The sequence below is a fragment of the Streptomyces sp. NPDC096012 genome, from assembly GCF_040426375.1.
GTDB lineage: Bacteria > Actinomycetota > Actinomycetes > Streptomycetales > Streptomycetaceae > Streptomyces.
In genome coordinates this window covers 312,198-331,272 of sequence record NZ_JBEOTD010000002.1, presented here as the reverse complement: position 1 = coordinate 331,272, position 19,075 = coordinate 312,198, and the positions used below count along the sequence as shown (strand labels likewise).

Here is a 19,075-nt window from a genome sequence, read left to right as displayed (position 1 = left end):
GCGGCGGCCTCCGTGCAGTGGTTCAGTCGACGTCCGGGTCAATGCCCTCACGTCTCCCCCTCGTTGATGTGACGATCTGCCGCCGCGCGGCGCCCCGATGTGGCCGGACGCGCTGCCGCGTCCCCCCTGTGGCCGCGGTGGATCTTGTCGGCCGCTTGTGCGGTAGACGCTAGCCGATCAACGAAGGCCCAGGCCGCCCTGTCGGGATTACGATCAGACAACCCGACGAGGCCCGGCGGGGCGGCCAGGGAGCGACCTCACCGTCTGGGTCTGTGCCCGGTGCGCGAACGCCCCCGGACGGCCGCGTGGACAGTTGGAAAGCGTGTTGGGGGCAACCCCTCACGAGTTCGAATCTCGTATCCTCCGCCAGTGCCTCACCGGGCACGATGTCGAAGGGCCCCCTGGAAACAGGGGGCCCTTCGACGTTGTCCGTCCCGGTCGGATCCTTCTTCGGTTTCCGTCCCGGTCGGATCCTTCTCCGGTGCCGGGCAGCGTCCGGAGCGCGTCTCCGACGTGCTGAGCGACCTCGCGGAGCATCGTCCTGGTCACCTGCGTGGGCCGGGCGCGCATCCGCGCCGCTCCCCAGGCTCCCCATGCTCCGGACCGGCGGCGATCCGCCACCGGTCCCGTACCTCGGGCCGGAGGGGCTCAGTGGCGCTCTTCTGGCCGTCTTCGGCTTCCGGGCCTCCCGCTCTCACATGATGCGGCGGAGCCAGTCCTCCACGCGCTCGCCCACCTCACCGACCGTGGTGATGTCGCCGTGCCCCGGGCACACCACCGTCTCGGGGGGCAGGGTGACGAGGCGCTCGCGGATGGAGTGGATCATCGCCTGGAAGTCGGAGTCCTCCGGCCCGATGGCTCCAGGGCCGCGCGAGAACAGCATGTCCCCGGTGAAGACGCTGTGCAGCGCCGGATCGTACAGACTGACGGATCCCGGCGTGTGCCCCGGAGTGTGACGCACCGTCATAACGGTTCCGGCGACGTCGATCTCCCGGCCGTCGATGAGTTCCTCGTCGGGGACACGGCTGGGATAGCTGCGGCGCCACAGCTCCAGGTCGTCCGGGTGCAGCATGATCGGAGCCCCCGTGCGGTCCGACAGAGCCACCGCCGCGTCGACGTGTCCGCTGTGTGCGTGGGTGCACGCGATCGCCACCACGCGACGGTCGCCGAGCGCCGTGGCGATGGCGTCCGGCTCGTGTGCGGCGTCGACCACCATCACCTGTTCGTCGTCCCCGATGATCCACACGTTGTTCTCCACCGGCGTGGGCTCGGCGTCCGGCTCGACCACGACACCGGTCGTCACCACGCACTCCACCCGGGCGGTCACGACAGCACCGCCGGGAGCGCTCGGCCGCGGGCGGCCACCCGCGCTGTGGGGTCCTTCGCCTGCTGCTCCATGGAACAGCCCCTTTCCGGATGAGGCCCTCTACCCCAGTGGACCCCGCCGGGCGGGCGGCAGCAACCGGCAGCCCTTCCCCCTACCGGGGCGTGTGCGCTGACCTGCGGGAACTCATGGGCCGCCCGCGACACGGCGTGGTCGATGCCGGCCCTGCCCAGTGGCCGAGGCGACAGGTATGGGTTTGACTGGATCTGTTGGTGATCACGCCGACGGACGGCCTGACGACGACTGGGGCAGGGTCGCATGGAATACGACGCATTCCTGGCGAAGGCAGCCGAGCGGGCGGGCGTCTCCCTCGACGTCGCGGAGACCCTCACACGCGCCACCTTCGAGGTGCTCGCCGACCGGATCAGCGGCGGAGAGGCCCGGGACCTCGCGGAGCCGCTGCCGGAGCCGCTGAAGAGCTGGCTGCACACGGACGAGGAGATCGCGAAGGGTTACGGGGTCCACTCGTTCGTCCGGCGTGTGGCGGACCGCGCGGACGTGCCCCGCGAGCTCGCGGAGGCCGGGATCCGCGCGGTCCTGGCCACCCTGAGGGAAGCGGTCGGCGACCAGGAGTTCCGCGACGCGACCGCCCAACTGCCCAGGGAGTACGACATCCTGCTGTCCGCACCCGCGGACCCGCCCGGCGCCGGGTAGCCACCGTTTCGCGAGCCGCGCCGTTGCCGCGATCAGCGACTGTCGCGCCGTTGCCGCGATCGGTTGTCAGCCTGCTGTCGCGCCGTTGCCGCGATCGGTTGGTTGTCAGCGACTGTCGACACCGGTGTTCGGGGCGGCGTCTGGGGGATCTTCGCGGGCGCACGGGCGCATGCCCCTCCGGTCGGCCCTCCAACCTCCCCCGCGGTCAGCCTGCGCTCCGCTCTCCCCCGCGGCCAGTTGCCCCCGTGCCCCCGGCGGTCAGCCGCGCGCGAAGTCGAGGAGGTCGGCGTTGAACCGGTCCGCGTACTCGGGGACCATCGAGAGGCCGTGCGGAGCTCCCTGGTAGACCTTGAAGACCGCGTCCTTGACGATCTTCGATGACTTGTCCCCGGCGGCCACGATGGGCACGATCTGGTCGTCGTCGCCGTGCACGATCAGCGTGGGCACGTCGAACTTCTTCAGATCCTCGGTGAGGTCGGTCTCGGAGAACGCCTTGATGCAGTCGTGGGCGCCCTTGATGCCCACCGTCATGCTCCAGAGCCAGAACGCGTCGCGGGTCCCCTGGGAGACGGTCGAACCTTCGCGGTTGGCACCGTAGAAGGGGATGCTGAGGTCTTTGTAGTACTGGGAGCGGTCGGTCAGCACGCCGTTGCGGATCTCGTCGAAGACCTCGATCGGCAGCCCCTCCGGGTTCGCCTCCGTCCTGAGCATCAGCGGGGGTATCGCGCCGAGGAGCACGACCTTGGCGACGCGGCCGGAACCGTGCCGGCCGATGTAGCGCGTGACCTCCCCGCCGCCGGTCGAATGACCGACCAGGACGGCGCCGTGGAGATCGAGGGCCTCCATGACCGCTGCCAGGTCGTCGGCGTAGGTGTCCAGGTCGTTCCCCTCCCAGGGCTGGTCGGAACGGCCTCCTCCGCGCCGGTCGTGGGCGATGGCCCGGAAGCCGTTGTCCGCCATCAGCTTCAGCTGCGGGTCCCACGCGTCCGCGGTCAGCGGCCAGCCGTGGGAGAAGACCACCGGTGGGCCGGAGCCCCAGTCCTTGAAGTAGATCCGTGTACCGTCCTTGGCGGTCGCAAAAGCCATGGTTCGTCCCTCTGGCACTAGTTCGGAACTCCGCACAGGCGGAATGCTCGGTGCCCCGGCCGCTCGGAAAGGTCACGCCACGGCCGGCGGCGGACACGGCGGGGAGGTCGGCGCGAAGGCCGACGGCGCACACGCGGCCGATGAGCACGTCCTGTGCGGCCGATGAGCACGTCCTGCTTTCCACGCTACTCGGCGAGCCTCACTTCAGCGCGGCGGGCATGTGACGGATCGTCCGGCCGTGGCCGCCGCGGGCGTCGGGCTCACCGCGTCACCCGCAGCGGTGCCGACACCGTCACCTGGTCCACCTCGGACAGCCGGACCGTCACCTTCATCGTCCAGGTCCCCGGGATGGGCAGGTCGAGGGAGTCGGCGGCCCAATAGCCGCCGCGGTCCGTGACCTTGGTGTCCAGGGGGCCGAGCCGCTGCGCGGGCAGGGTGAGGGAGACGCGGAGTTCGGGGACCGCGGCCAGGCCGCCGTCGGGGCCGTAGACCACCGCCTGGACCGAGTTCCGGCCGACCCGGCCCGGGTCCAGGGTGATCTGGACCTTGCCGCGGCCGCCAGGGGTGCCGACGGCGAACGGGACGGTGGTGACGGACGTCGTCGGTATGCCGGCCGCCGCCGTCGCGCCGGAGTCCGCCGCCTCGGTGGCGGCACGGCCGGGCGGCGTGCCGGTCAGCAGTGTCGTCAGGGCCAGGACCACCACGCTCACGGCCGCCTCCGCCAGCACTGTGCGGCGCAGGAGGCGGAGCGAGGCCGTGGGGGCCGGCGGCGGGGACGGTTTTGGCGGGGGCGGCGCGGAGGGACCCGACGGCGGCGGAGGGCCCGTGGCCGGCTCGGGGACTCGGGCGGGGGATGTCGTCCTGGCCGGGGCCGGCCGGGACAGGCGGGTGGTCCAGGTGCGCGAGCAGGCCGCCGCCAGCAGCAGCACGGTCACCGCCGCCAGCTTGGCCAGCAGCGTACGGCCGTACGTCGTGTCCGTGAGCGCCTGCCAGGAGCCGAGGCCGCGCCAGGACTGGTAGACGCCGGTCAGCACCAGCACCGTCACGGAGGTGAAGGCCAGGCGGGAGAAGCGGGTGAGGACGGTGACGGGGACGGGCGAGGTCCGGTGCAGCGTGCGCAGCAGCGCGGCCAGGCCGCCGAGCCAGGCCGCCATGGCCAGCAGATGCAGGGTGGCCGAGGTGATCGCCAGGGGGACCTGGATGCCCACCGAGGCGTGCTCGGCCGCCGTCCAGGTCAGGCACAGGGCCACGGAGAGCACCGCGGCCGCCGCCAGCACGGTACGGCGGATGCGCCTTGCCCGGCGCTTGCACAGGAGCACCGCGAGGGCGCCGGCCGTCAGCAGCAACGCCGGGCGGAGCAGCAGCAGTTCGCCGGTGCGGGTCGTCACGGTGTGGGCGAGGGCGGAGCGGGAGAGGGCGTTGCCGGGCGCGGTGCCCTCCTCGTACGGGGCGCGCAGCAGGAGGAGGGCCACCGAGGAGAGGACGAGCGTGCCCGCGGCGGCCAGGGCGGGGGTACGCAGCGGAGCCGTCGAGGGCGGCCGGCAGTACGCCACGAACGCCGCCGCCCCGAGGAGCAGGGCGACGGAGAGATAGGCGAGGTAGCGCGCGATGTTGTACAGGGCCGTGGTGACGGGATCCTCCGTGCGGTCCGCGACCGGGTTCGCCGTGGTGGGCGTGCGTGCGCCGACCGAGAAGGTGAGCACGCCGGACACCGGGTGGCTGTCGGCCGACACCACCCGCCAGGCGACCGTGTAGGTGCCCCGGGCGAGCTTGGTGGGGAGGGCGACGCGGGCCGTGTCGGAGCGGCCGGGGGCGTGGTCGGCGGTGCCCGTGCGGACGCGGTGGTTGCCGGGGTCGTAGATCCGGAAGGAATCGGTGAGCAGGCCGACCGATTCGGTGAAGGTGAGGGTCACGTGCCGGGGTGCGGTTTTGAGCACGGTTCCGTCGGCGGGATCGGTCTCGCGCAGGGCCGCGTGCGCGGAGGCGGGGGCCGCCGCGCCGAACAGCGCCAGCAGCAGGCCCGCGCCGAGCAGCGTGAGCCGCCGCAGCCATCGGTGTCCGTCGCGCACCTCGCCCCTCCCGATCATCAGCCCGTCCTATACGTACGGAGGGACCGGCCGCTGTGCTCACCAGGTCGGCCGGGCCGTCACCCCGCCGTCCACCACGAGGTCGTGGCCGGTGATCCAGGAGGCGAGCGGGGAGGCCAGGAAGACGCAGGCGTCGGCCACGTCCTCGGGGCGGCCGAGGCGGCCGGCGGGAGCCGCGGCGAGCCAGCGGCGCACCCCCTCCGGCCAGGCCTCCGCCAGGCCCTCCCGCTCGACGAGGCCGGGCGAGACCGTGTTGACGCGGATACCGGCCGGACCGTACTCGACGGCCGCCGCACGGGCGTGCATGACCACCGCCGCCTTGGCCGCGCCGTAGTGGGCGTGGCCGGGGGCGGGGTGGGTGGCCTCGATGGAGGCGATGTGGGTGATGGTGCCGCCGCCGTGCGCGCGCATGTGGGCCGCGGCGGCCTGGGTGCAGGCGAACACGCTGGTGAGGTTGGTGTCGACCACCGTGCGCCACTCGGCGGCCGTCATGTCCGGCAGGGGCTGGACCGGCTGGACGGCCGCGTTGTCGACGAGGGCGGTGAGGCGGCCGCCGGACCAGTCGACGGTCTCGCGGACCAGACGGTGGCAGGCGTCCTCGTCGGTCAGGTCCGCCGTCAGGACGACCGCTTCGCCACCCAGTCCGCGGATGCGCTCGGCGGTCTCCGCGGCCGCGTCGAGCGCCGTACGGCAGTGCAGGGCCACCGCCGCGCCCTCCTGGGCGAAGCGCAGGGCGATGGCGCGGCCGATACCGCCGCCCGCGCCGGTCACCAGGGCGGTCTGTCCGTCGAGCAGGCTCATGGGCGGCACAGTTCCCCGATCAGGGCGGCCTGTGACGGATAACGCGCCGTGAGGTCCTCGGCGTTCCCGTGCTCGTAGTCCCTGTAGGTGAATCCGGGGGCCATCGTGCAGCCGAACAGCGTCCATCGGCCGCCCGGGGCCACCCGCGCGCCCATCCACGTGCGGGCCGGCACGGTCAGCTGGACGTGCTGACCGTGCCGCAGGTCGGGGCCCAGGACGGCGGTACGGGCGGTGCCGTCGGGGGCGAGGAGGAGCAGGTGGAGGGGGTCGCCCCGGTAGTGGTGCCACACCTCGTCGGTGGGCAGGCGGTGCAGGGCGGAGAAGTCGTCGGCGGTGAGCAGCGCGACGATGGCGGACCCCTCGGGCCGGCCGTCCGGCCGCTCGGGCCCCACCCAGGTACGCCGGAACAGACCGCCCTCGCGCGGGATGGGTTCGAGCCCGAAGTGGTCGATCAGCTCCTGCGCCGTCGTCCGGTCAGGGGAGGTCGCGTCGGGGGCCGTTCCCCCGGAAGGGGACCCGTCGAGCGCCGCTCCGTCGGCAGTGGGCACGTCACCCGCGGCCCCTTCGGGAGCGGACCCGCCACCGGCCGTCCCGTCAGGAGCCGACCCACCACCGGCCGTCCCGTCAGGAGCCGACCCGCCACCGGCCGTCCCGTCAGGAGCCGACCCACCACCCGCCGTCCCGTCAGGAGCCGACCCACCACCCGCCGTCCCGTCAGGAGCCGACCCACCACCCGCCGTCCCGTCAGGAGCCGACCCACCACCCGCCGTCCCGTCAGGAGCCGACCCACCAGCCGCCGTCCCACTGGCTGCGAGCCCGTCAGGCGTCGGTGCGTCCTCGTGCCTCGTCATCCGCGAAGGCTACCTCCCGGTCGAGGAACGCCAGTTGGGCCTGTTTCTCGGGCAGATGGTCCAGGAGAGGGCGCGTCGGCGCCGGGAAAGGCGGCCGAGGTGCCCTGCGCGCGGTGGCGTTCGACCTCCCGCTGCCAGGCCCGGTCGTGGGCGGTCACCCGGCCCTGGGCGTGGGCGAGTTCGCGGGCGGTGGACGCGCGGAGATGGGGGATGCCCCAGGCGTCGCGGTAGGTCTCGGCGGGCACCCGGAGGCCTGTCATATTTAGGTTAGCTTGCCTAAATATTCCGTGGGTCGGAATCGTACGCGAAGGGTGAGGGGTCGTGGGCCGGGGCCCGGGCGGGGGTGGGCGCGCGGGGTGGGCGGGGGCGCGGGATCATCTGCGTATGGACGTCACTCTGCATCTCGCCCAGGATCCGCAGGCCGACGCGCTGCTCGGGCGTTCTCCGCTGGCCGCGCTGGTCGGCATGCTGCTCGACCAGCAGGTGCCGATGGAGTGGGCGTTCAAGGGGCCCCGGACCATCGCCGACCGGCTCGGCGCCGAGGACCTGGACGCGCACGAGATCGCCGCGATGGATCCGGAGGCCTTCGCCGCGCTGCTCTCCGACAAACCCGCCGTGCACCGCTACCCCGGGTCCATGGCCAAGCGTGTGCAACAGCTGTGCCAGTACCTCGTCGAGCACTACGACGGGGACGCCGAGGCCGTCTGGCGAGGCGTCGGCAGCGGGGCCGAGCTGCTGAAACGGCTTCAGGAGCTGCCCGGGTTCGGCCGGCAGAAGGCCCAGATCTTCCTCGCGCTGCTGGGAAAGCAGCTCGGGGTCACGCCCCAGGGGTGGCGGCAGGCCGCGGGCGCGTACGGCGAGGAGGAGTCCTTCCGGTCCGTCGCCGACATCACCGGCCCTCAGTCACTGGCCAAGGTGCGCGCCCACAAGCAGGAGATGAAGGCCGCGGCGAAGGCCGCCAAGGCCGCAGGCGACTAGGCGGCGGCCCGGGCGGCGCCTCCCGGCGCGTCCCGGCGCGTCCGCGCGGCTGTCCCGGGCACGGCCCTGTGACGCTGCCCGTCGTCGCCGAAAGGAGACCCGCGGCGAAGGCCGCCAAGGCCTCGGGTGACCAGGGCCCTGTGACGATGCGCGTCGCCGCCGGAAGGAGGTCCGCGTGACGATGCGCGTCGCCGCCGGAAGGAGGTCCGCGGCGAAGGCCGTCAAGGCCTCAGGTGACCAGGGCACTGCGACGCTGCCCGTCGTCGCCGGAAGGGCGGCGGGAATTGCCGGACAGATCGCCGGACAGGCCCTGGGGGACGTACCCCGGGTGGCCCACCCCGGTGGCGGGGCCGGATGCCGCGTTCCCAGCATGGACCATGACCGAGCCACCGAGCAGCGGCCCCGACTGGGACCGTGAGTACGACGACCGGCACGCCCATGCGGCGCAACCGCCCGGCACGCGGCCACCGGGCGCGGAGCCGCCGGGTGCCCGACCGACGGGTACGGGGGCGCCGGCCGCACAGCCGGCCGGCGGTCGCCACGAGCCGGAGCCGCCGTTCGAGGGTGCCCTGCACAGCCTGTCCCAGGCCGCCTGGCAGGTCGTCCTGCTCACCGGGATCGCCTCGCTGATCCTCGGCGTCCTGGTGCTGATCTGGCCCGGCGCCTCGCTGCTCGCGGCCGGTGTCCTGTTCGGCATCTACCTGCTGATCAGCGGCGTCTTCCAGCTGGTGTCCGCCTTCGGCACGCACAAGGCGACCTCGCTGCGCGTGCTGGCGTTCATCAGCGGTGCCCTGTCGATCGTGCTGGGCCTGTTCTGCTTCCGCGGGCCCATGCAGTCGATCCTGCTGCTCGCCCTGTGGATCGGCATCGGCTGGCTGATCCGCGGCATCACCCAGACGCTGGCCGCCGTGCACGACTCCCGGATGCCCGCCCGGGGCTGGCAGATCTTCCTCGGGATCGTCACCTTCATCGCCGGCATCGTGCTCATCGACTCGCCCTTCGAGTCCGTGGCCGTGCTGACCCTCGTCGGCGGCATCTGGCTGGTCGCGGTGGGGATCGTGGAGGTCATCACCGCGTTCCGCATCCGCGGCCGGGCCGAACGGATCCCGCAGACGGTGTGACCGCCGGCAACCGCCGTACCCATCGCACACACCGGGACCGCCGAGCACGCGACCACCCCGCCCGCGCGCGGGGCGGCTCTGTACTCCGCTCGGCCGGGCCGAACGGATCCCGCAGACGGTGTGACCGCCGGCAGCGCGCACCCGTGTCGCCGGACGGGCGATCCGACCGCCGGCAACCGCCCTGCCCACCGCACGCACCGGGACCGCCGAGCACGTGACCGCCCCGCCCCGCGCGCGGGGCGGCTCTGTACTCCTTAACCCCGTGCACGGCCATGGCGGCCGACATCACCCCCACAGCCACAGCCACACCTGCGACCACCCCGGTCGCCGTACCCGGCCGGTCACCGTCGGCCGCGCGGCCCGTTGCTCCGCCGAGCAGGGGAATCTCATGTCAGGTGTGCTGCGTTCCCCGTCCGTCCCGGGGAGAGACCTGCCGTGAGCGGGACCACGAGCATCCTCCGCAGCCGTACCTGGCTGCGGGTGCTCGTGCTGCTCCTCGCCCTGTGGGTGCCCGGCGCCCACGTCCAGGCCCAGGCGGCTTCCGTGAGCGCGGCCGGTGAGACCGCCGAGCACGACGGCCTCGACACCGCGCTGCGGCCGGTCTCCCGCGTCGTGCACCGGGCCGACGTACCCGAGCGGCCCGCACCGCTGCCCGACCCGGCATCCGGCAGGCCGGCGGCCCACCCGTGCCCCGCCGCGCCGGGGGTGCCGTACGCCCCGGCCCTGCCGCGCACGGTGGTCCTGCGCTGCTGACAGACCCGCGCCCCGCACAGGTCAGTCGGTACGACGCAAGGAGCACAGCCATGCCCATGGACCCCTACGCCGTCCTGCGCGCCCTGCTGCGCGCGGAGGCCCGACGCGGTACGGCGGCCAAGCCGGACCAGCGGCGTCCGCAGCCGCAGCGGCCGCCCGAGGAACGAGAACGCTGAACCGGCGAGCGGCACCGGCGGGGGCCCGCTACCGTCTCCGCCGGGCCGTGCCGAACAGGGAGCGGGTGATCTCGCGGCCGAGCCGGGTGCCGACCGAGCGGGCCGGCGACCTGAACATCCCACTGCTCACGACCTGTTCGACCAGCGAGGGCTCCTCCGCGGGGGCCCTGGTGGCCGGCTCCTGCCGAGCGGTCGGCTCCGCGGGGCGCGCGGTCAGCGCGGTCAGCCTCTCGTACGCCGACTCGCGGTCCACAGCCTGTGCATAACGGCCGTGCAGCGCGGAGTCCCCGACCGCCCGGCCCAGTTCGACCGCCCGGCCCAGTTCGACCGCCCGGGCCGTGCGGTGCCGGACAGGTCACCCTTGACGTCCGCGAGGAACACCGGCGCGCCCTGCGCCGACAGTTGCCCGGCGAGCAGCCGGAGGGTCTTCCTCTTGCCGGTGCCGGTGCCGGTGCCGGTGGCGCCCGCCACCAGGCCGTGCCGGTTGAGCACGGCCAGCGGGACGCGCACCGGCGCGCCGGCGTGGCACCGGCCGTCCCACAGCAGGGCACCGAGGTCGAGGGCGGGGCCGGTGAAGGCGTAGCCGGAAGCGATCGTCCGCGCCTCACCGGGCAGCGCGTCGACCCCCTGAGGTGCGGTGGCCGACACGCTCTCACTGTCACTCACCCCAGGCCCCTGTTCCGGTTAATGGCCCGTATGGGCGTTTTGCGGGATCTTTTCAAGCGTCGCACTCCGCCGCCATGGCTGCGCCCGGAACGTCTGGGCCGGTAGGCTTTCCGTGTGATCTTCAAGCGCATCGGAAACGGCCGGCCGTACCCCGACCACGGCCGGGAAAGCACCCGGCAGTGGGCGGACGTCGCGCCGCGCCCGGTCCGCCTCGATCAGCTCGTGACCACCAAGCAGCAGCTCGACCTCGAGACGCTGCTGGCAGAGGACTCGACGTTCTACGGCGACCTCTTCGCGCACGTCGTGAAGTGGCAGGGCGACCTGTACCTGGAGGACGGCCTGCACCGCGCGGTACGCGCGGCCCTCCAGCAGCGCCAGGTGCTGCACGCCCGCGTGCTCGAGCTCGACTGACCCGGCGCGACACGAACGTTGACCCTTTCGGGTTCCACTGAGCGGCATCAGCTGATCATCTGATAGGCATCGCCGCCCGGGCGCACTACGCTGCGCTCATGAGCATGCTGACTCCCCCGGGCATGGGCGGCAAGTACCGGATCACGGGGGACAAATACCCTCGCATGCGACCGCCCCGGCGCCGCGCCAGGCTGGCGGCCGCCGTGGTGGCGTCCGTCGCCGTACTCGGCCTCGTCGGCTGGGGAACCCTGCAGCTCATCGACGTCTTCACCGGTGGCGGCCTGAAGACCACGGCGGCGGGCCGCAAGACGCACTGCCGGACCGAGGTCGCCACCGTGGCGCGGGCGAAGGACGTGCCCGCGCCGGGCCGGATCACCGTGAACGTGTACAACGCCACCAAGCGCGGCGGGCTCGCCAAGCAGACCGCGGACGAGCTGAAGAAGCGGGGCTTCAGGATCGGCGCCGTCGGCAACGCGTCCAAGGACTTCGACAAGAAGGTCAAGGGGACCGGGGTGCTCCTCGGCCCCGCCGCCGCCCTGGACAGCTCGCTGCCGGTGCTCGGCACGCAGCTGGCCGGGGCCGAGCAGCGCACCGACGCGGGGCGCAAGGGTGCCGACCTCGATCTGATCATCGGCGACGGGTTCAAGGGGCTGGCGGAGCCGGCCGCCGCCGCGCGGGCGCTGAGCGCGCTCAGCGCGCCTTCGCCCGCGCCTTCGGCGGACACCGCGAAGAAGGGCTGCTGAGCCGCAGGTCGGGTTCGCGGGGAGCGGTTTCGGGGCGGCGCCCCGAACGGCTCCGGTGGGGTCCGGTGCCCCGAACGGCTCCGGTGAGTGCGCCGGGAGCCGTGCGGTGAGGCGCGCCGGGAGCGGCTTCGGTCAGGCGTGCCGGGAAAGGCGTCCGGGATCGCGCCCGGGAAACTGCGCGGTGTGCGTTCGGGTGCGGGCCGTCTGTGGCCGGTCGCGCCGTTCCCCGCGCCCCTCTCGGGGCGCTGATCCTCAGGGCCTTACTTTCGGAGGGCGGCCCTGACGACAGGGCGTTGCGGGCCGTCTGTGGCCGGTCGCGCCGTTCCCCGCGCCCCTTTCGGGGCGCCGATCCTCGGGGCCTTGCCTTCGGAGGGCGGCCCTGAGGACAGGGCGTCGGTTCTCCGGCTGCTGCGTTACTCCGCCGCGCCGTAGAGGCGGTCGCCCGCGTCGCCCAGGCCCGGGATGATGTAGCCGTGCTCGTTGAGGTGGTCGTCCACCGCGGCGGTGACGACGGTCACCGGGGTGCCCGCGAGCTCGCGTTCCATGACCTCGACGCCCTCGGGGGCGGCCAGCAGGACCACGGCCGTCACGTCGTCGGCACCGCGCCTGATCAGCTCCCGGATCGCCGCGACCAGCGTGCCGCCCGTGGCCAGCATCGGGTCGAGGACGTACACCTGGCGTCCCGAGAGGTCCTCGGGCATGCGGGTGGCGTACGTGGAGGCCTGCAGGGTCTCCTCGTTGCGGATCATGCCCAGGAAGCCCACCTCGGCCGTCGGCAGCAGCCGCACCATGCCGTCCAGCATGCCGAGACCGGCCCGCAGGATCGGCACGACCAGCGGCCGGGGCCGGGCGAGCTTGACGCCGGTGGTGGAGGCCACCGGCGTCTCGAGGTCGACCGCTTCGGTGCGCACGTCCCGCGTGGCCTCGTAGGCGAGCAGGGTGACCAGTTCGTCGGCGAGCCTGCGGAAGGTCGGGGAGTCCGTGCGCCGGTCGCGCAGCGTGGTGAGCTTGTGGGCGACCAGGGGGTGGTCGACGACGTGGAGACGCATGCCCATAACCGTACCTTCGCTCCACACCCCTCGAGTGCTGGCGTCAAACCGCCCGTCCGAGGGAAAGTGGGAGGGATGGACTGGGGGTGTGACGTGCCTGACCTGCCTGACCTTCCCGAGGACGCGCCCGAGGACACCGGGGTGCCGGCCGAGTCCGCCGTGACCGGTTCCACGGCGGCCGCTCCCCCGTCACCCGAGACGGAGACGGAGCGCCGACAGCGGCGCGCCCGGTTCCTGCGCGAACTCGCCGAGGCCCGTGCGTTGCGTGCGCGCGTCCAGCCGCGACGCGCCAAGGCCGCACGGCTGCGCCGCGCAATGCGGATGCGAACGTTCCGCTGGTAGGGAGGATGCCGTGAGCAGGACTTGGTGAGCGAGCGGGCGACCCGGAAGATCCACGTGCGTGCCGGTGTTTGCGAGGTGGGGCGTGCGTGGGCGCCCGGAAAAGCCGCGTACGATCCGCACGTGGCGGCAACGAGTGCGCTGCTGAGTCGATGACCGATCCACGATCGAAACAGCCAGACACAGGGAGCGGAAGACGTCCCCTGAACGCCTTGTTTCTGCCACGATTCCGAGTGGGTGGGGCTCGGAGCCCAAGCTCTCTCCGCCCACGTACCTCCGCCGGGGGGACCCCCGACCGGCACGCCTATGACCTGTGGGAGAGTCACGGTGTACTTCGCCGCACTGCTCGCGCGCACCGAAGACGGGTGGGAAGCGAGCGACACAGAGCTCGACGATGTGGAAACCCTGTCGGATCTCGCCGACCTGGCCCGGGAAGCCTCTCCCGACGAGGACACGGTGCTCGTGCTGATCGAGCAGGAGGACTCCTGGTTCGGCGTCGTCCGTGTGGACGGCGAGGAGGACCCGCGCATCTACGTCTCGGACGCCGCCGCCGCCGCCCGCAGCGCCTACGGTGAGCTGCTGCTCACCGACGAACTGCTCGGCCGGGAACCCGGCGCCGACGACGGCCCGGACCTGGACGCGCTGGACCTCGACGGCACCGAGGACGGTGAGGACGAGGACGAGGACGACGAGGAGGAAGGCGTCGCCGAGGACGCGGTGCCGCACAGCCCCGTGGGCGACAGCCAGATCCTCGACGACCTGGGCATCGGCGTGAAGGAACTGCGCGCCCTGGACGCCGACGACGCGCTGAACTCGATCGCCGAGGCCCTGGGCGCCTCGGAGGTGCTGGAGACCGTCCGCTGACCGCCCAGGACACCGGTGGCCCGGCCGGTCCGCCGGACCCCGTGCGCGACCGCTGGCGGGACGCGATGCGGCTCGCCCTGGCCGAGGCGGAACGGGCCGACCGGGGCGGCGACGTCCCCGTCGGCGCCGTCGTGCTGTCCCCGGACGGTACGACGGTGCTCGCGGCCGGGCACAACGAGCGCGAGGCCACGGGCGACCCCACGGCCCACGCGGAGGTGCTCGCGATCCGGCGGGCCGCCGCGCGGCTCGGGGAGTGGCGGCTGACCGGCTGCACGCTGGTGGTCACACTGGAGCCGTGCACGATGTGCGCGGGCGCGATCGTGCAGTCACGGGTCGACCGGGTGGTGTACGGCGCCCGGGACGACAAGGCGGGGGCGGCCGGCTCCCTGTGGGACGTGATCCGCGACCGCCGGCTCAACCACCGGCCCGAGGTCGTCGAGGGAGTGCTCGCGACCGACTGCGCCCGGCTCCTCACGGAGTTTTTCCGGGACCGCTGAATACCGATTTAGAACCCTGCCCCGGCGTGCTGTAAGGTCTCCCTCGGTAGCGTGTCCGAGCGGCCGAAGGAGCTCGCCTCGAAAGCGAGTGTGGCGCAAGTCACCGAGGGTTCAAATCCCTCCGCTACCGCTTCGGAAAGGGTCCCGTCTCACGGCGGGGCCCTTTCGTGCGTCCCGTGGGGTACGCGTGCGGGAAGGCCCTCAAGTGCGCGTCCTCAACCGGGGAATGTTCCGGCCCGCACCCCGCGGCCGGGGGCCTTCCGCGCGCCGCGGTTTCCGGCCGTATCCGCCGGGCGCGCTTTTCGTCCCTGCCCGGCGCCGCCCGCGCGGGCCCGGCAAAGGGCCCGGGGCGGCGGGCCGTTGGTCCGTACACGGGACGTGAAGGTTACACTCGCCGCCGGCAGCAGGGCCCGCGAGGCAGAGGCACAGGGGAGGCCGCGGTGGCGGTGAACGCCAAGAAGATCGCCGTGTACGTGCTCGTGGTCTTCGCGCTGTACGTGATCATCACGGATCCGGCCAAGGCGGCCGACTATGTCCAGATAGGCTTCGAGGGCATATCGGACGCGGCCAAGGCCGTCGGCGACTTCATGACATGGGTCGCCAACGGAGCAAAGAACTGAGGTACAGCCCATGATCCGCCACCTGGTCCTGTTCAAGCTCAACGAGGGCGTCGAGCGCGACGATCCGCGGGTCGTGGCGGGCGTGGAGGCCTTCCGTGCCCTCGGCGGCCGGATCGAGGAACTGCGCTTCTGGGAGTGCGGCTGGAACATCAGTGACCGGCCGATCGCCTACGACTTCGCGATCAACTCGGCGGTCGAGGACCCGGACGCCCTGAAGCGCTATCTGGAGCATCCGGCCCATCAGGCCGGTGTCGCCCTGTGGCGTGAGTTCGCCACGTGGGTGATGGCCGACTACGAATTCTGAGCCCGTCCGCTCGGCAGCCCCCCGCTACAACGGCGGGGGGCTTTCCTGTGTCTTGGGCCTCAACTTGTCGATGTTTGAGCACAACACGGTGTTATGGGGTGCTTGCACACAGTGCACATGTCTTGTGATGCTATGACCGCTTTTGACGGATGATTGACCGATGAAGAGGTGGCGTTGACCGTGTCGGCCAGTACTGCGCCGCCCCAGGAGGAGGCGCCCGCCGAGGCTCCTCCGGCTCCCGAGAAGCGCCGCGGCGCCGACACCAGAGCCCTGACCCAGGTGCTCTTCGCCGAGCTGAAGGAGCTCACGCCGGGCACGCCGGAGCACAACCGGGTACGGGGGGCGCTGATCGAGGCGAACCTCCCGCTCGTGCGCTACGCGGCCGCCCGCTTCCGCTCCCGCAACGAGCCGATGGAGGACGTGGTCCAGGTCGGCACCATCGGCCTGATCAACGCCATCGACCGCTTCGACCCCGACCGGGGCGTGCAGTTCCCCACCTTCGCCATGCCGACCGTGGTGGGCGAGATCAAGCGGTACTTCCGGGACAACGTCCGCACGGTCCACGTGCCGCGCCGGCTGCACGAGCTGTGGGTGCAGGTCAACAGCGCGACCGAGGATCTCACCACCGCATTCGGCCGCTCGCCGACGACCTCCGAGATCGCCGAGCGGCTGCGGATCAGCGAGGAGGAGGTGCTGTCCTGCATCGAGGCGGGGCGGTCGTACCACGCCACCTCGCTGGAGGCGGCGCAGGAGGGCGACGGGATGCCGGGACTGCTGGACCGGATCGGCTACGAGGACCCGGCCCTGGACGGCGTGGAGCACCGCGACCTGGTCCGCCATCTCCTCGTCCAACTCCCCGAGCGTGAGCAGCGGATCCTTCTGCTGCGCTACTACAGCAATCTCACCCAGTCCCAGATCAGCGCGGAACTCGGGGTCTCCCAGATGCACGTCTCGCGGCTTCTCGCCCGCAGCTTCCAGCGGCTGCGCTCCGCGAACCGGATCGACGCATAACCCACGGACCGGGGCCGCTCCGGCCGCACGTCGGACCGAGGCACAGCGGGTGTGCGGCAGATGCATAGCGGGCGCACGGAAGCACGGCCCGAACAGCACTGCATCGCAAGCCCGAGCGATCGTTAACCGTCGCGAGCGAATCGCTCACCAGCGCCGTTCCCCGCAGTTGCGCCCGAAAGAGCATCAGACCCCTTGTTTGCAGGGCCGTTTCGCATCTTGCATGTCGACATGTCGCTACAGCGCGTTGCCGACATGTGACATTCTGCGGGAAGCGCGTTTGCCGTGGCTCCGGCTCCGGTATTCAGGTGAAGGCTGCGTTGCTCGAAAGGCAGCACCGCCGCGACCGTCCCGCGACCCAAAGGGGGTGGCATGTCCGCAGAACAGGGCAGCTCGAAGGTGCTGACGCCCACGCTGAGCGAGGCAGCGCCCAAAGAGCTCGACGCTCTCGACGTCCTCGCCGACGTCACGGCCCTCGACGCCGTGCCGGCCCCGGCCGGCACCGCCGCCGCCGTGCCCGCGGAGGCCGTCCCGGCCCTGCCGGCCCCGGCGGACATCGACACCCGTACTCTCTCCCGTTCCCTCTTCCTGCGGCTCGCCACCCTCGGCGAGGACAGTCCCGAGCGGGCCTACGTCCGGGACACGCTGATCGAGCTGAACCTGCCGCTGGTCCGCTACGCGGCCGCGCGCTTCCGCTCCCGCAACGAGCCGATGGAGGACATCGTCCAGGTCGGCACCATCGGCCTGATCAAGGCGATCGACCGCTTCGACTGCGAACGGGGCGTGGAGTTCCCGACCTTCGCGATGCCCACGGTCGTCGGCGAGATCAAGCGGTTCTTCCGCGACACCTCGTGGTCGGTGCGGGTCCCGCGCCGGCTGCAGGAGCTGCGCCTGGCCCTCACCAAGGCCAGCGACGAGCTCTCCCAGAAGCTGGACCGCTCCCCGACGGTGACGGAACTGGCCGCGGTGCTCGGCGTCTCCGAGGAGGACGTGGTCGACGGCCTCGCGGTCGGCAACGCCTACACCGCGTCCTCCCTCGACTCCCCGGCTCCCGAGGACGACGGGGGCGAGGGCTCGCTGGCCGACCGCCTCGGTTACGAGGACAGCGCGCTGGAGGGCGTCGAGTACCGCGAGTCCCTCAAGCCCCTGCTGGCCAAACTCCCGCCCCGGGAGCGCCGGATCATCATGCTGCGCTTCTTCGCCAACATGACCCAGTCGCAGATCGGCGAGGAGGTCGGCATCTCCCAGATGCACGTCTCCCGGCTGCTGACCCGGACGCTGGCCCAGCTGCGGGAGGGCCTGATCTCGGACTGAGGCTTCTGTTCTGACACTCCGTCAGCCACACTGGCCCGATGCTGCGAGCGACGGGCCGGAACAGGACCGCAGGGGCGACGCGCACCACCTGGACCCGTGGCCGCCGAGGCGCCGTGACGGCAGCGTCGGCGGCCGCCGTCTGTCTGGGCGCGGCGCTGGCCGCGTGCGCGGGCGGCGGCCCGGGTGGCGGGTACGCCGCGGTCGGTGCCGGGGACGGCCCGGGGCACGCCGGCCCCTCGGTCACCGCTCCGACCGGCACGGTCAGCCTGGTCCCCCTCGACGGCGGACGGCCGGCGGACGGCGTCCGGGACGGCGGTGGCACGGCGGACGGCACCCGCCCCGCCGACGGCCACGCTCGGGCGGGTGGCTCCGGGCGGTCCGCGCCGGACCATGCTTACGGGCCGGCCGAGGACGCCTCCGCGGGCCCTTCGGCCACTGCGGCCCCCTCCGGCACTAAAGCCCCTGCCGGGGACGGCGGCCGGCCCGGTCCCACGACGAGGCCCGCGTCGCCCACCGCGACGCCCGGCCACAGCACCGCTCCTCCGGCCTCACCGGCCGACCTCTCCTGGAGCGGCCCGGCGACCGAGGACACGGACCGTCGCTGGTGCCAGAAGGTCACCGTGTCGTTCCGCAACTCCGGCGGTCGGCCGGTGCGTTCGGGTTCGGTGACGTTCGGGACGCACGTCGTCGGCGCGCTCGGTGTCGACTGGGCGACCGTCGAGACGGCCGAGGAACTGCCGGTGCCGATCGCGGCGGGGGCGCGCACGGACCACGGCTGGACGGTGTGCGTGGACGCCTGGCGAGTACCGCTCGGCATGCACATCGAGACGCGGGACGTGTCCGTCCGCTGGGAGTAGGACCCGCCCCGTACGTCACCCGCTTCAGCCGCGGGTGCCGTCAGCGGCGGCTCCGGGTGTCGTCCACGGCGACTCCGGGTGCCTTCTGCTTCGACTCCGGCTGTCGCCTACTTCAGCGCCAGCCAGGCGACTCCCGCCACCACGGCGAGGGCCACGATGACACCGACGATCAGGCCGATGCGCGGGCCGGAGGAGGAGGGGGCCGCCTGCTGCTGCCGCCCCTGGGGGGCCTCGTCGACGAACGCGCGGAACATCTGGGTGTTGCCGGCGGGGTCGTAATTGCCCTGCGGGCCCTGGGTGTTAGCCATGTCCCGAGACCCTAGCGAATCCGGGTGGCCGACCCAAGTGCGGGGCCACCGGGACAGACGGGGGCACGCCACCCGCGATCACCTGCGTATTTACATCCGCAATACTTGCCTTTGCCAAGTTTTTGCGCCGCCGGGACCCCTGTTGTTTGCCTGCAGCAACCAAACACCCGTATGGTTGCCCCAAGCAACGAATACGGGAGGTGT

The 19,075-nt window shown here is 72.5% G+C and carries 23 protein-coding genes, 1 tRNA gene and 2 pseudogenes; 16 read left to right on the top strand and 10 right to left on the bottom strand.

All coding sequences use genetic code 11. The annotated features are described in order from the left end of the window. Positions 1-694: 694 nt before the first annotated feature. Complete coding sequence (locus ABVB68_RS03925) at positions 695-1,327, bottom strand: MBL fold metallo-hydrolase (protein ID WP_353599411.1); 633 nt, start codon at positions 1,325-1,327, stop codon at positions 695-697. Between the two features lie 315 nt (positions 1,328-1,642). Here ABVB68_RS03925 and ABVB68_RS03920 point away from each other — a divergent pair, with 315 nt between their 5' ends. Continuing rightward, positions 1,643-2,038: a DUF2267 domain-containing protein gene (locus ABVB68_RS03920; RefSeq protein WP_353599410.1), complete on the top strand. Its 396-nt coding sequence runs from the start codon at positions 1,643-1,645 to the stop codon at positions 2,036-2,038. 258 nt (positions 2,039-2,296) lie between these two features. Here ABVB68_RS03920 and ABVB68_RS03915 read toward each other — a convergent pair whose 3' ends face one another. The 5 genes and pseudogenes from ABVB68_RS03915 to ABVB68_RS03895 form a co-directional block, all read right to left on the bottom strand. Then, positions 2,297-3,124 (bottom strand): alpha/beta fold hydrolase, encoded by an 828-nt coding sequence (locus ABVB68_RS03915; RefSeq protein ID WP_353599409.1) that lies wholly within the window; start codon positions 3,122-3,124, stop codon positions 2,297-2,299. Positions 3,125-3,384: 260 nt separating this feature from the next. Next, complete coding sequence (locus ABVB68_RS03910; RefSeq protein ID WP_353599408.1) at positions 3,385-5,211, bottom strand: copper resistance CopC/CopD family protein; 1,827 nt, start codon at positions 5,209-5,211, stop codon at positions 3,385-3,387. 39 nt (positions 5,212-5,250) lie between these two features. Continuing rightward, on the bottom strand, positions 5,251-6,012 hold the full coding sequence (locus tag ABVB68_RS03905; protein ID WP_353599407.1) for an SDR family NAD(P)-dependent oxidoreductase: 762 nt from the start codon (positions 6,010-6,012) through the stop codon (positions 5,251-5,253). Then, a complete protein-coding gene (locus ABVB68_RS03900; protein WP_353599478.1) occupies positions 6,009-6,467 on the bottom strand; it encodes a cupin domain-containing protein in 459 nt (152 codons plus the stop codon). The genes ABVB68_RS03905 and ABVB68_RS03900 overlap by 4 nt, the downstream gene beginning before the upstream one ends. A gap of 461 nt (positions 6,468-6,928) precedes the next feature. Further along, a pseudogene (locus ABVB68_RS03895) lies at positions 6,929-7,108 on the bottom strand (penicillin acylase family protein); the annotation flags it as partial. 139 nt (positions 7,109-7,247) lie between these two features. Between ABVB68_RS03895 and ABVB68_RS03890 the strand changes: the two are divergent. The 4 genes from ABVB68_RS03890 to ABVB68_RS03875 all read left to right on the top strand — a co-directional run bounded on the left by ABVB68_RS03890 (position 7,248) and on the right by ABVB68_RS03875 (position 9,891). After that, positions 7,248-7,841, top strand: coding sequence for an HhH-GPD-type base excision DNA repair protein (locus ABVB68_RS03890; RefSeq protein ID WP_353599406.1), 594 nt, complete (start codon positions 7,248-7,250; stop codon positions 7,839-7,841). 377 nt (positions 7,842-8,218) lie between these two features. After that, the gene (locus ABVB68_RS03885) at positions 8,219-8,962 is read left to right on the top strand and encodes an HdeD family acid-resistance protein (RefSeq protein WP_353599405.1); all 744 of its coding nucleotides are present in this window, start codon (positions 8,219-8,221) and stop codon (positions 8,960-8,962) included. Between the two features lie 435 nt (positions 8,963-9,397). After that, the gene (locus ABVB68_RS03880; protein WP_353599404.1) at positions 9,398-9,715 is read left to right on the top strand and encodes a hypothetical protein; all 318 of its coding nucleotides are present in this window, start codon (positions 9,398-9,400) and stop codon (positions 9,713-9,715) included. 50 nt (positions 9,716-9,765) lie between these two features. Then, entirely contained in the window at positions 9,766-9,891 is a 126-nt protein-coding gene (locus ABVB68_RS03875; protein WP_353599403.1) for a hypothetical protein, read from the top strand. A 28-nt stretch (positions 9,892-9,919) separates the two neighbouring features. Here the strand turns inward: ABVB68_RS03875 and ABVB68_RS03870 are convergent, their stop codons facing one another. Both ABVB68_RS03870 and ABVB68_RS03865 read right to left on the bottom strand, forming a co-directional pair. After that, positions 9,920-10,144, bottom strand: coding sequence for a hypothetical protein (locus tag ABVB68_RS03870; protein WP_353599402.1), 225 nt, complete (start codon positions 10,142-10,144; stop codon positions 9,920-9,922). 68 nt (positions 10,145-10,212) lie between these two features. After that, a pseudogene (locus ABVB68_RS03865) lies at positions 10,213-10,557 on the bottom strand (helicase HerA-like domain-containing protein); the annotation flags it as partial. 114 nt (positions 10,558-10,671) lie between these two features. Here ABVB68_RS03865 and ABVB68_RS03860 point away from each other — a divergent pair. Together ABVB68_RS03860 and ABVB68_RS03855 are read left to right on the top strand one after the other, a co-directional pair. Next, the gene (locus tag ABVB68_RS03860) at positions 10,672-10,968 is read left to right on the top strand and encodes a type II toxin-antitoxin system VapB family antitoxin (RefSeq protein ID WP_004943146.1); all 297 of its coding nucleotides are present in this window, start codon (positions 10,672-10,674) and stop codon (positions 10,966-10,968) included. Positions 10,969-11,066: 98 nt separating this feature from the next. Continuing rightward, positions 11,067-11,711, top strand: a complete 645-nt coding sequence (locus tag ABVB68_RS03855; RefSeq protein WP_353599401.1) for a LytR C-terminal domain-containing protein — start codon at positions 11,067-11,069, stop codon at positions 11,709-11,711. A 413-nt stretch (positions 11,712-12,124) separates the two neighbouring features. Here ABVB68_RS03855 and upp read toward each other — a convergent pair whose 3' ends face one another. Next, positions 12,125-12,760, bottom strand: coding sequence for a uracil phosphoribosyltransferase (gene upp, locus ABVB68_RS03850; protein ID WP_353599400.1), 636 nt, complete (start codon positions 12,758-12,760; stop codon positions 12,125-12,127). Between the two features lie 141 nt (positions 12,761-12,901). On the opposite strand from upp, the gene ABVB68_RS03845 reads away from it, so the two are divergent. The 9 genes from ABVB68_RS03845 to ABVB68_RS03805 all read left to right on the top strand — a co-directional run bounded on the left by ABVB68_RS03845 (position 12,902) and on the right by ABVB68_RS03805 (position 18,563). Then, positions 12,902-13,102: a hypothetical protein gene (locus ABVB68_RS03845; RefSeq protein WP_353599477.1), complete on the top strand. Its 201-nt coding sequence runs from the start codon at positions 12,902-12,904 to the stop codon at positions 13,100-13,102. Between the two features lie 324 nt (positions 13,103-13,426). Continuing rightward, the gene (locus ABVB68_RS03840; protein ID WP_353599399.1) at positions 13,427-13,963 is read left to right on the top strand and encodes a tRNA adenosine deaminase-associated protein; all 537 of its coding nucleotides are present in this window, start codon (positions 13,427-13,429) and stop codon (positions 13,961-13,963) included. A gap of 65 nt (positions 13,964-14,028) precedes the next feature. Then, positions 14,029-14,460 (top strand): tRNA adenosine(34) deaminase TadA, encoded by a 432-nt coding sequence (gene tadA / locus ABVB68_RS03835; RefSeq protein ID WP_353599476.1) that lies wholly within the window; start codon positions 14,029-14,031, stop codon positions 14,458-14,460. Between the two features lie 45 nt (positions 14,461-14,505). Further along, positions 14,506-14,590 (top strand) — tRNA-Ser (locus ABVB68_RS03830). Between the two features lie 310 nt (positions 14,591-14,900). Continuing rightward, positions 14,901-15,080 (top strand): hypothetical protein, encoded by a 180-nt coding sequence (locus tag ABVB68_RS03825; protein WP_353599398.1) that lies wholly within the window; start codon positions 14,901-14,903, stop codon positions 15,078-15,080. A 10-nt stretch (positions 15,081-15,090) separates the two neighbouring features. Next, positions 15,091-15,384: a Dabb family protein gene (locus ABVB68_RS03820; RefSeq protein ID WP_353599397.1), complete on the top strand. Its 294-nt coding sequence runs from the start codon at positions 15,091-15,093 to the stop codon at positions 15,382-15,384. Between the two features lie 174 nt (positions 15,385-15,558). Then, a complete protein-coding gene (locus tag ABVB68_RS03815) occupies positions 15,559-16,395 on the top strand; it encodes an RNA polymerase sigma factor SigF (RefSeq protein WP_353599475.1) in 837 nt (278 codons plus the stop codon). A gap of 369 nt (positions 16,396-16,764) precedes the next feature. Further along, the gene (locus tag ABVB68_RS03810) at positions 16,765-17,706 is read left to right on the top strand and encodes an RNA polymerase sigma factor SigF (protein WP_353599396.1); all 942 of its coding nucleotides are present in this window, start codon (positions 16,765-16,767) and stop codon (positions 17,704-17,706) included. A gap of 113 nt (positions 17,707-17,819) precedes the next feature. After that, positions 17,820-18,563: a hypothetical protein gene (locus ABVB68_RS03805; protein ID WP_353599395.1), complete on the top strand. Its 744-nt coding sequence runs from the start codon at positions 17,820-17,822 to the stop codon at positions 18,561-18,563. A 107-nt stretch (positions 18,564-18,670) separates the two neighbouring features. Here the strand turns inward: ABVB68_RS03805 and ABVB68_RS03800 are convergent, their stop codons facing one another. Continuing rightward, complete coding sequence (locus ABVB68_RS03800) at positions 18,671-18,871, bottom strand: hypothetical protein (protein WP_353599394.1); 201 nt, start codon at positions 18,869-18,871, stop codon at positions 18,671-18,673. Positions 18,872-19,075: the final 204 nt, after the last annotated feature.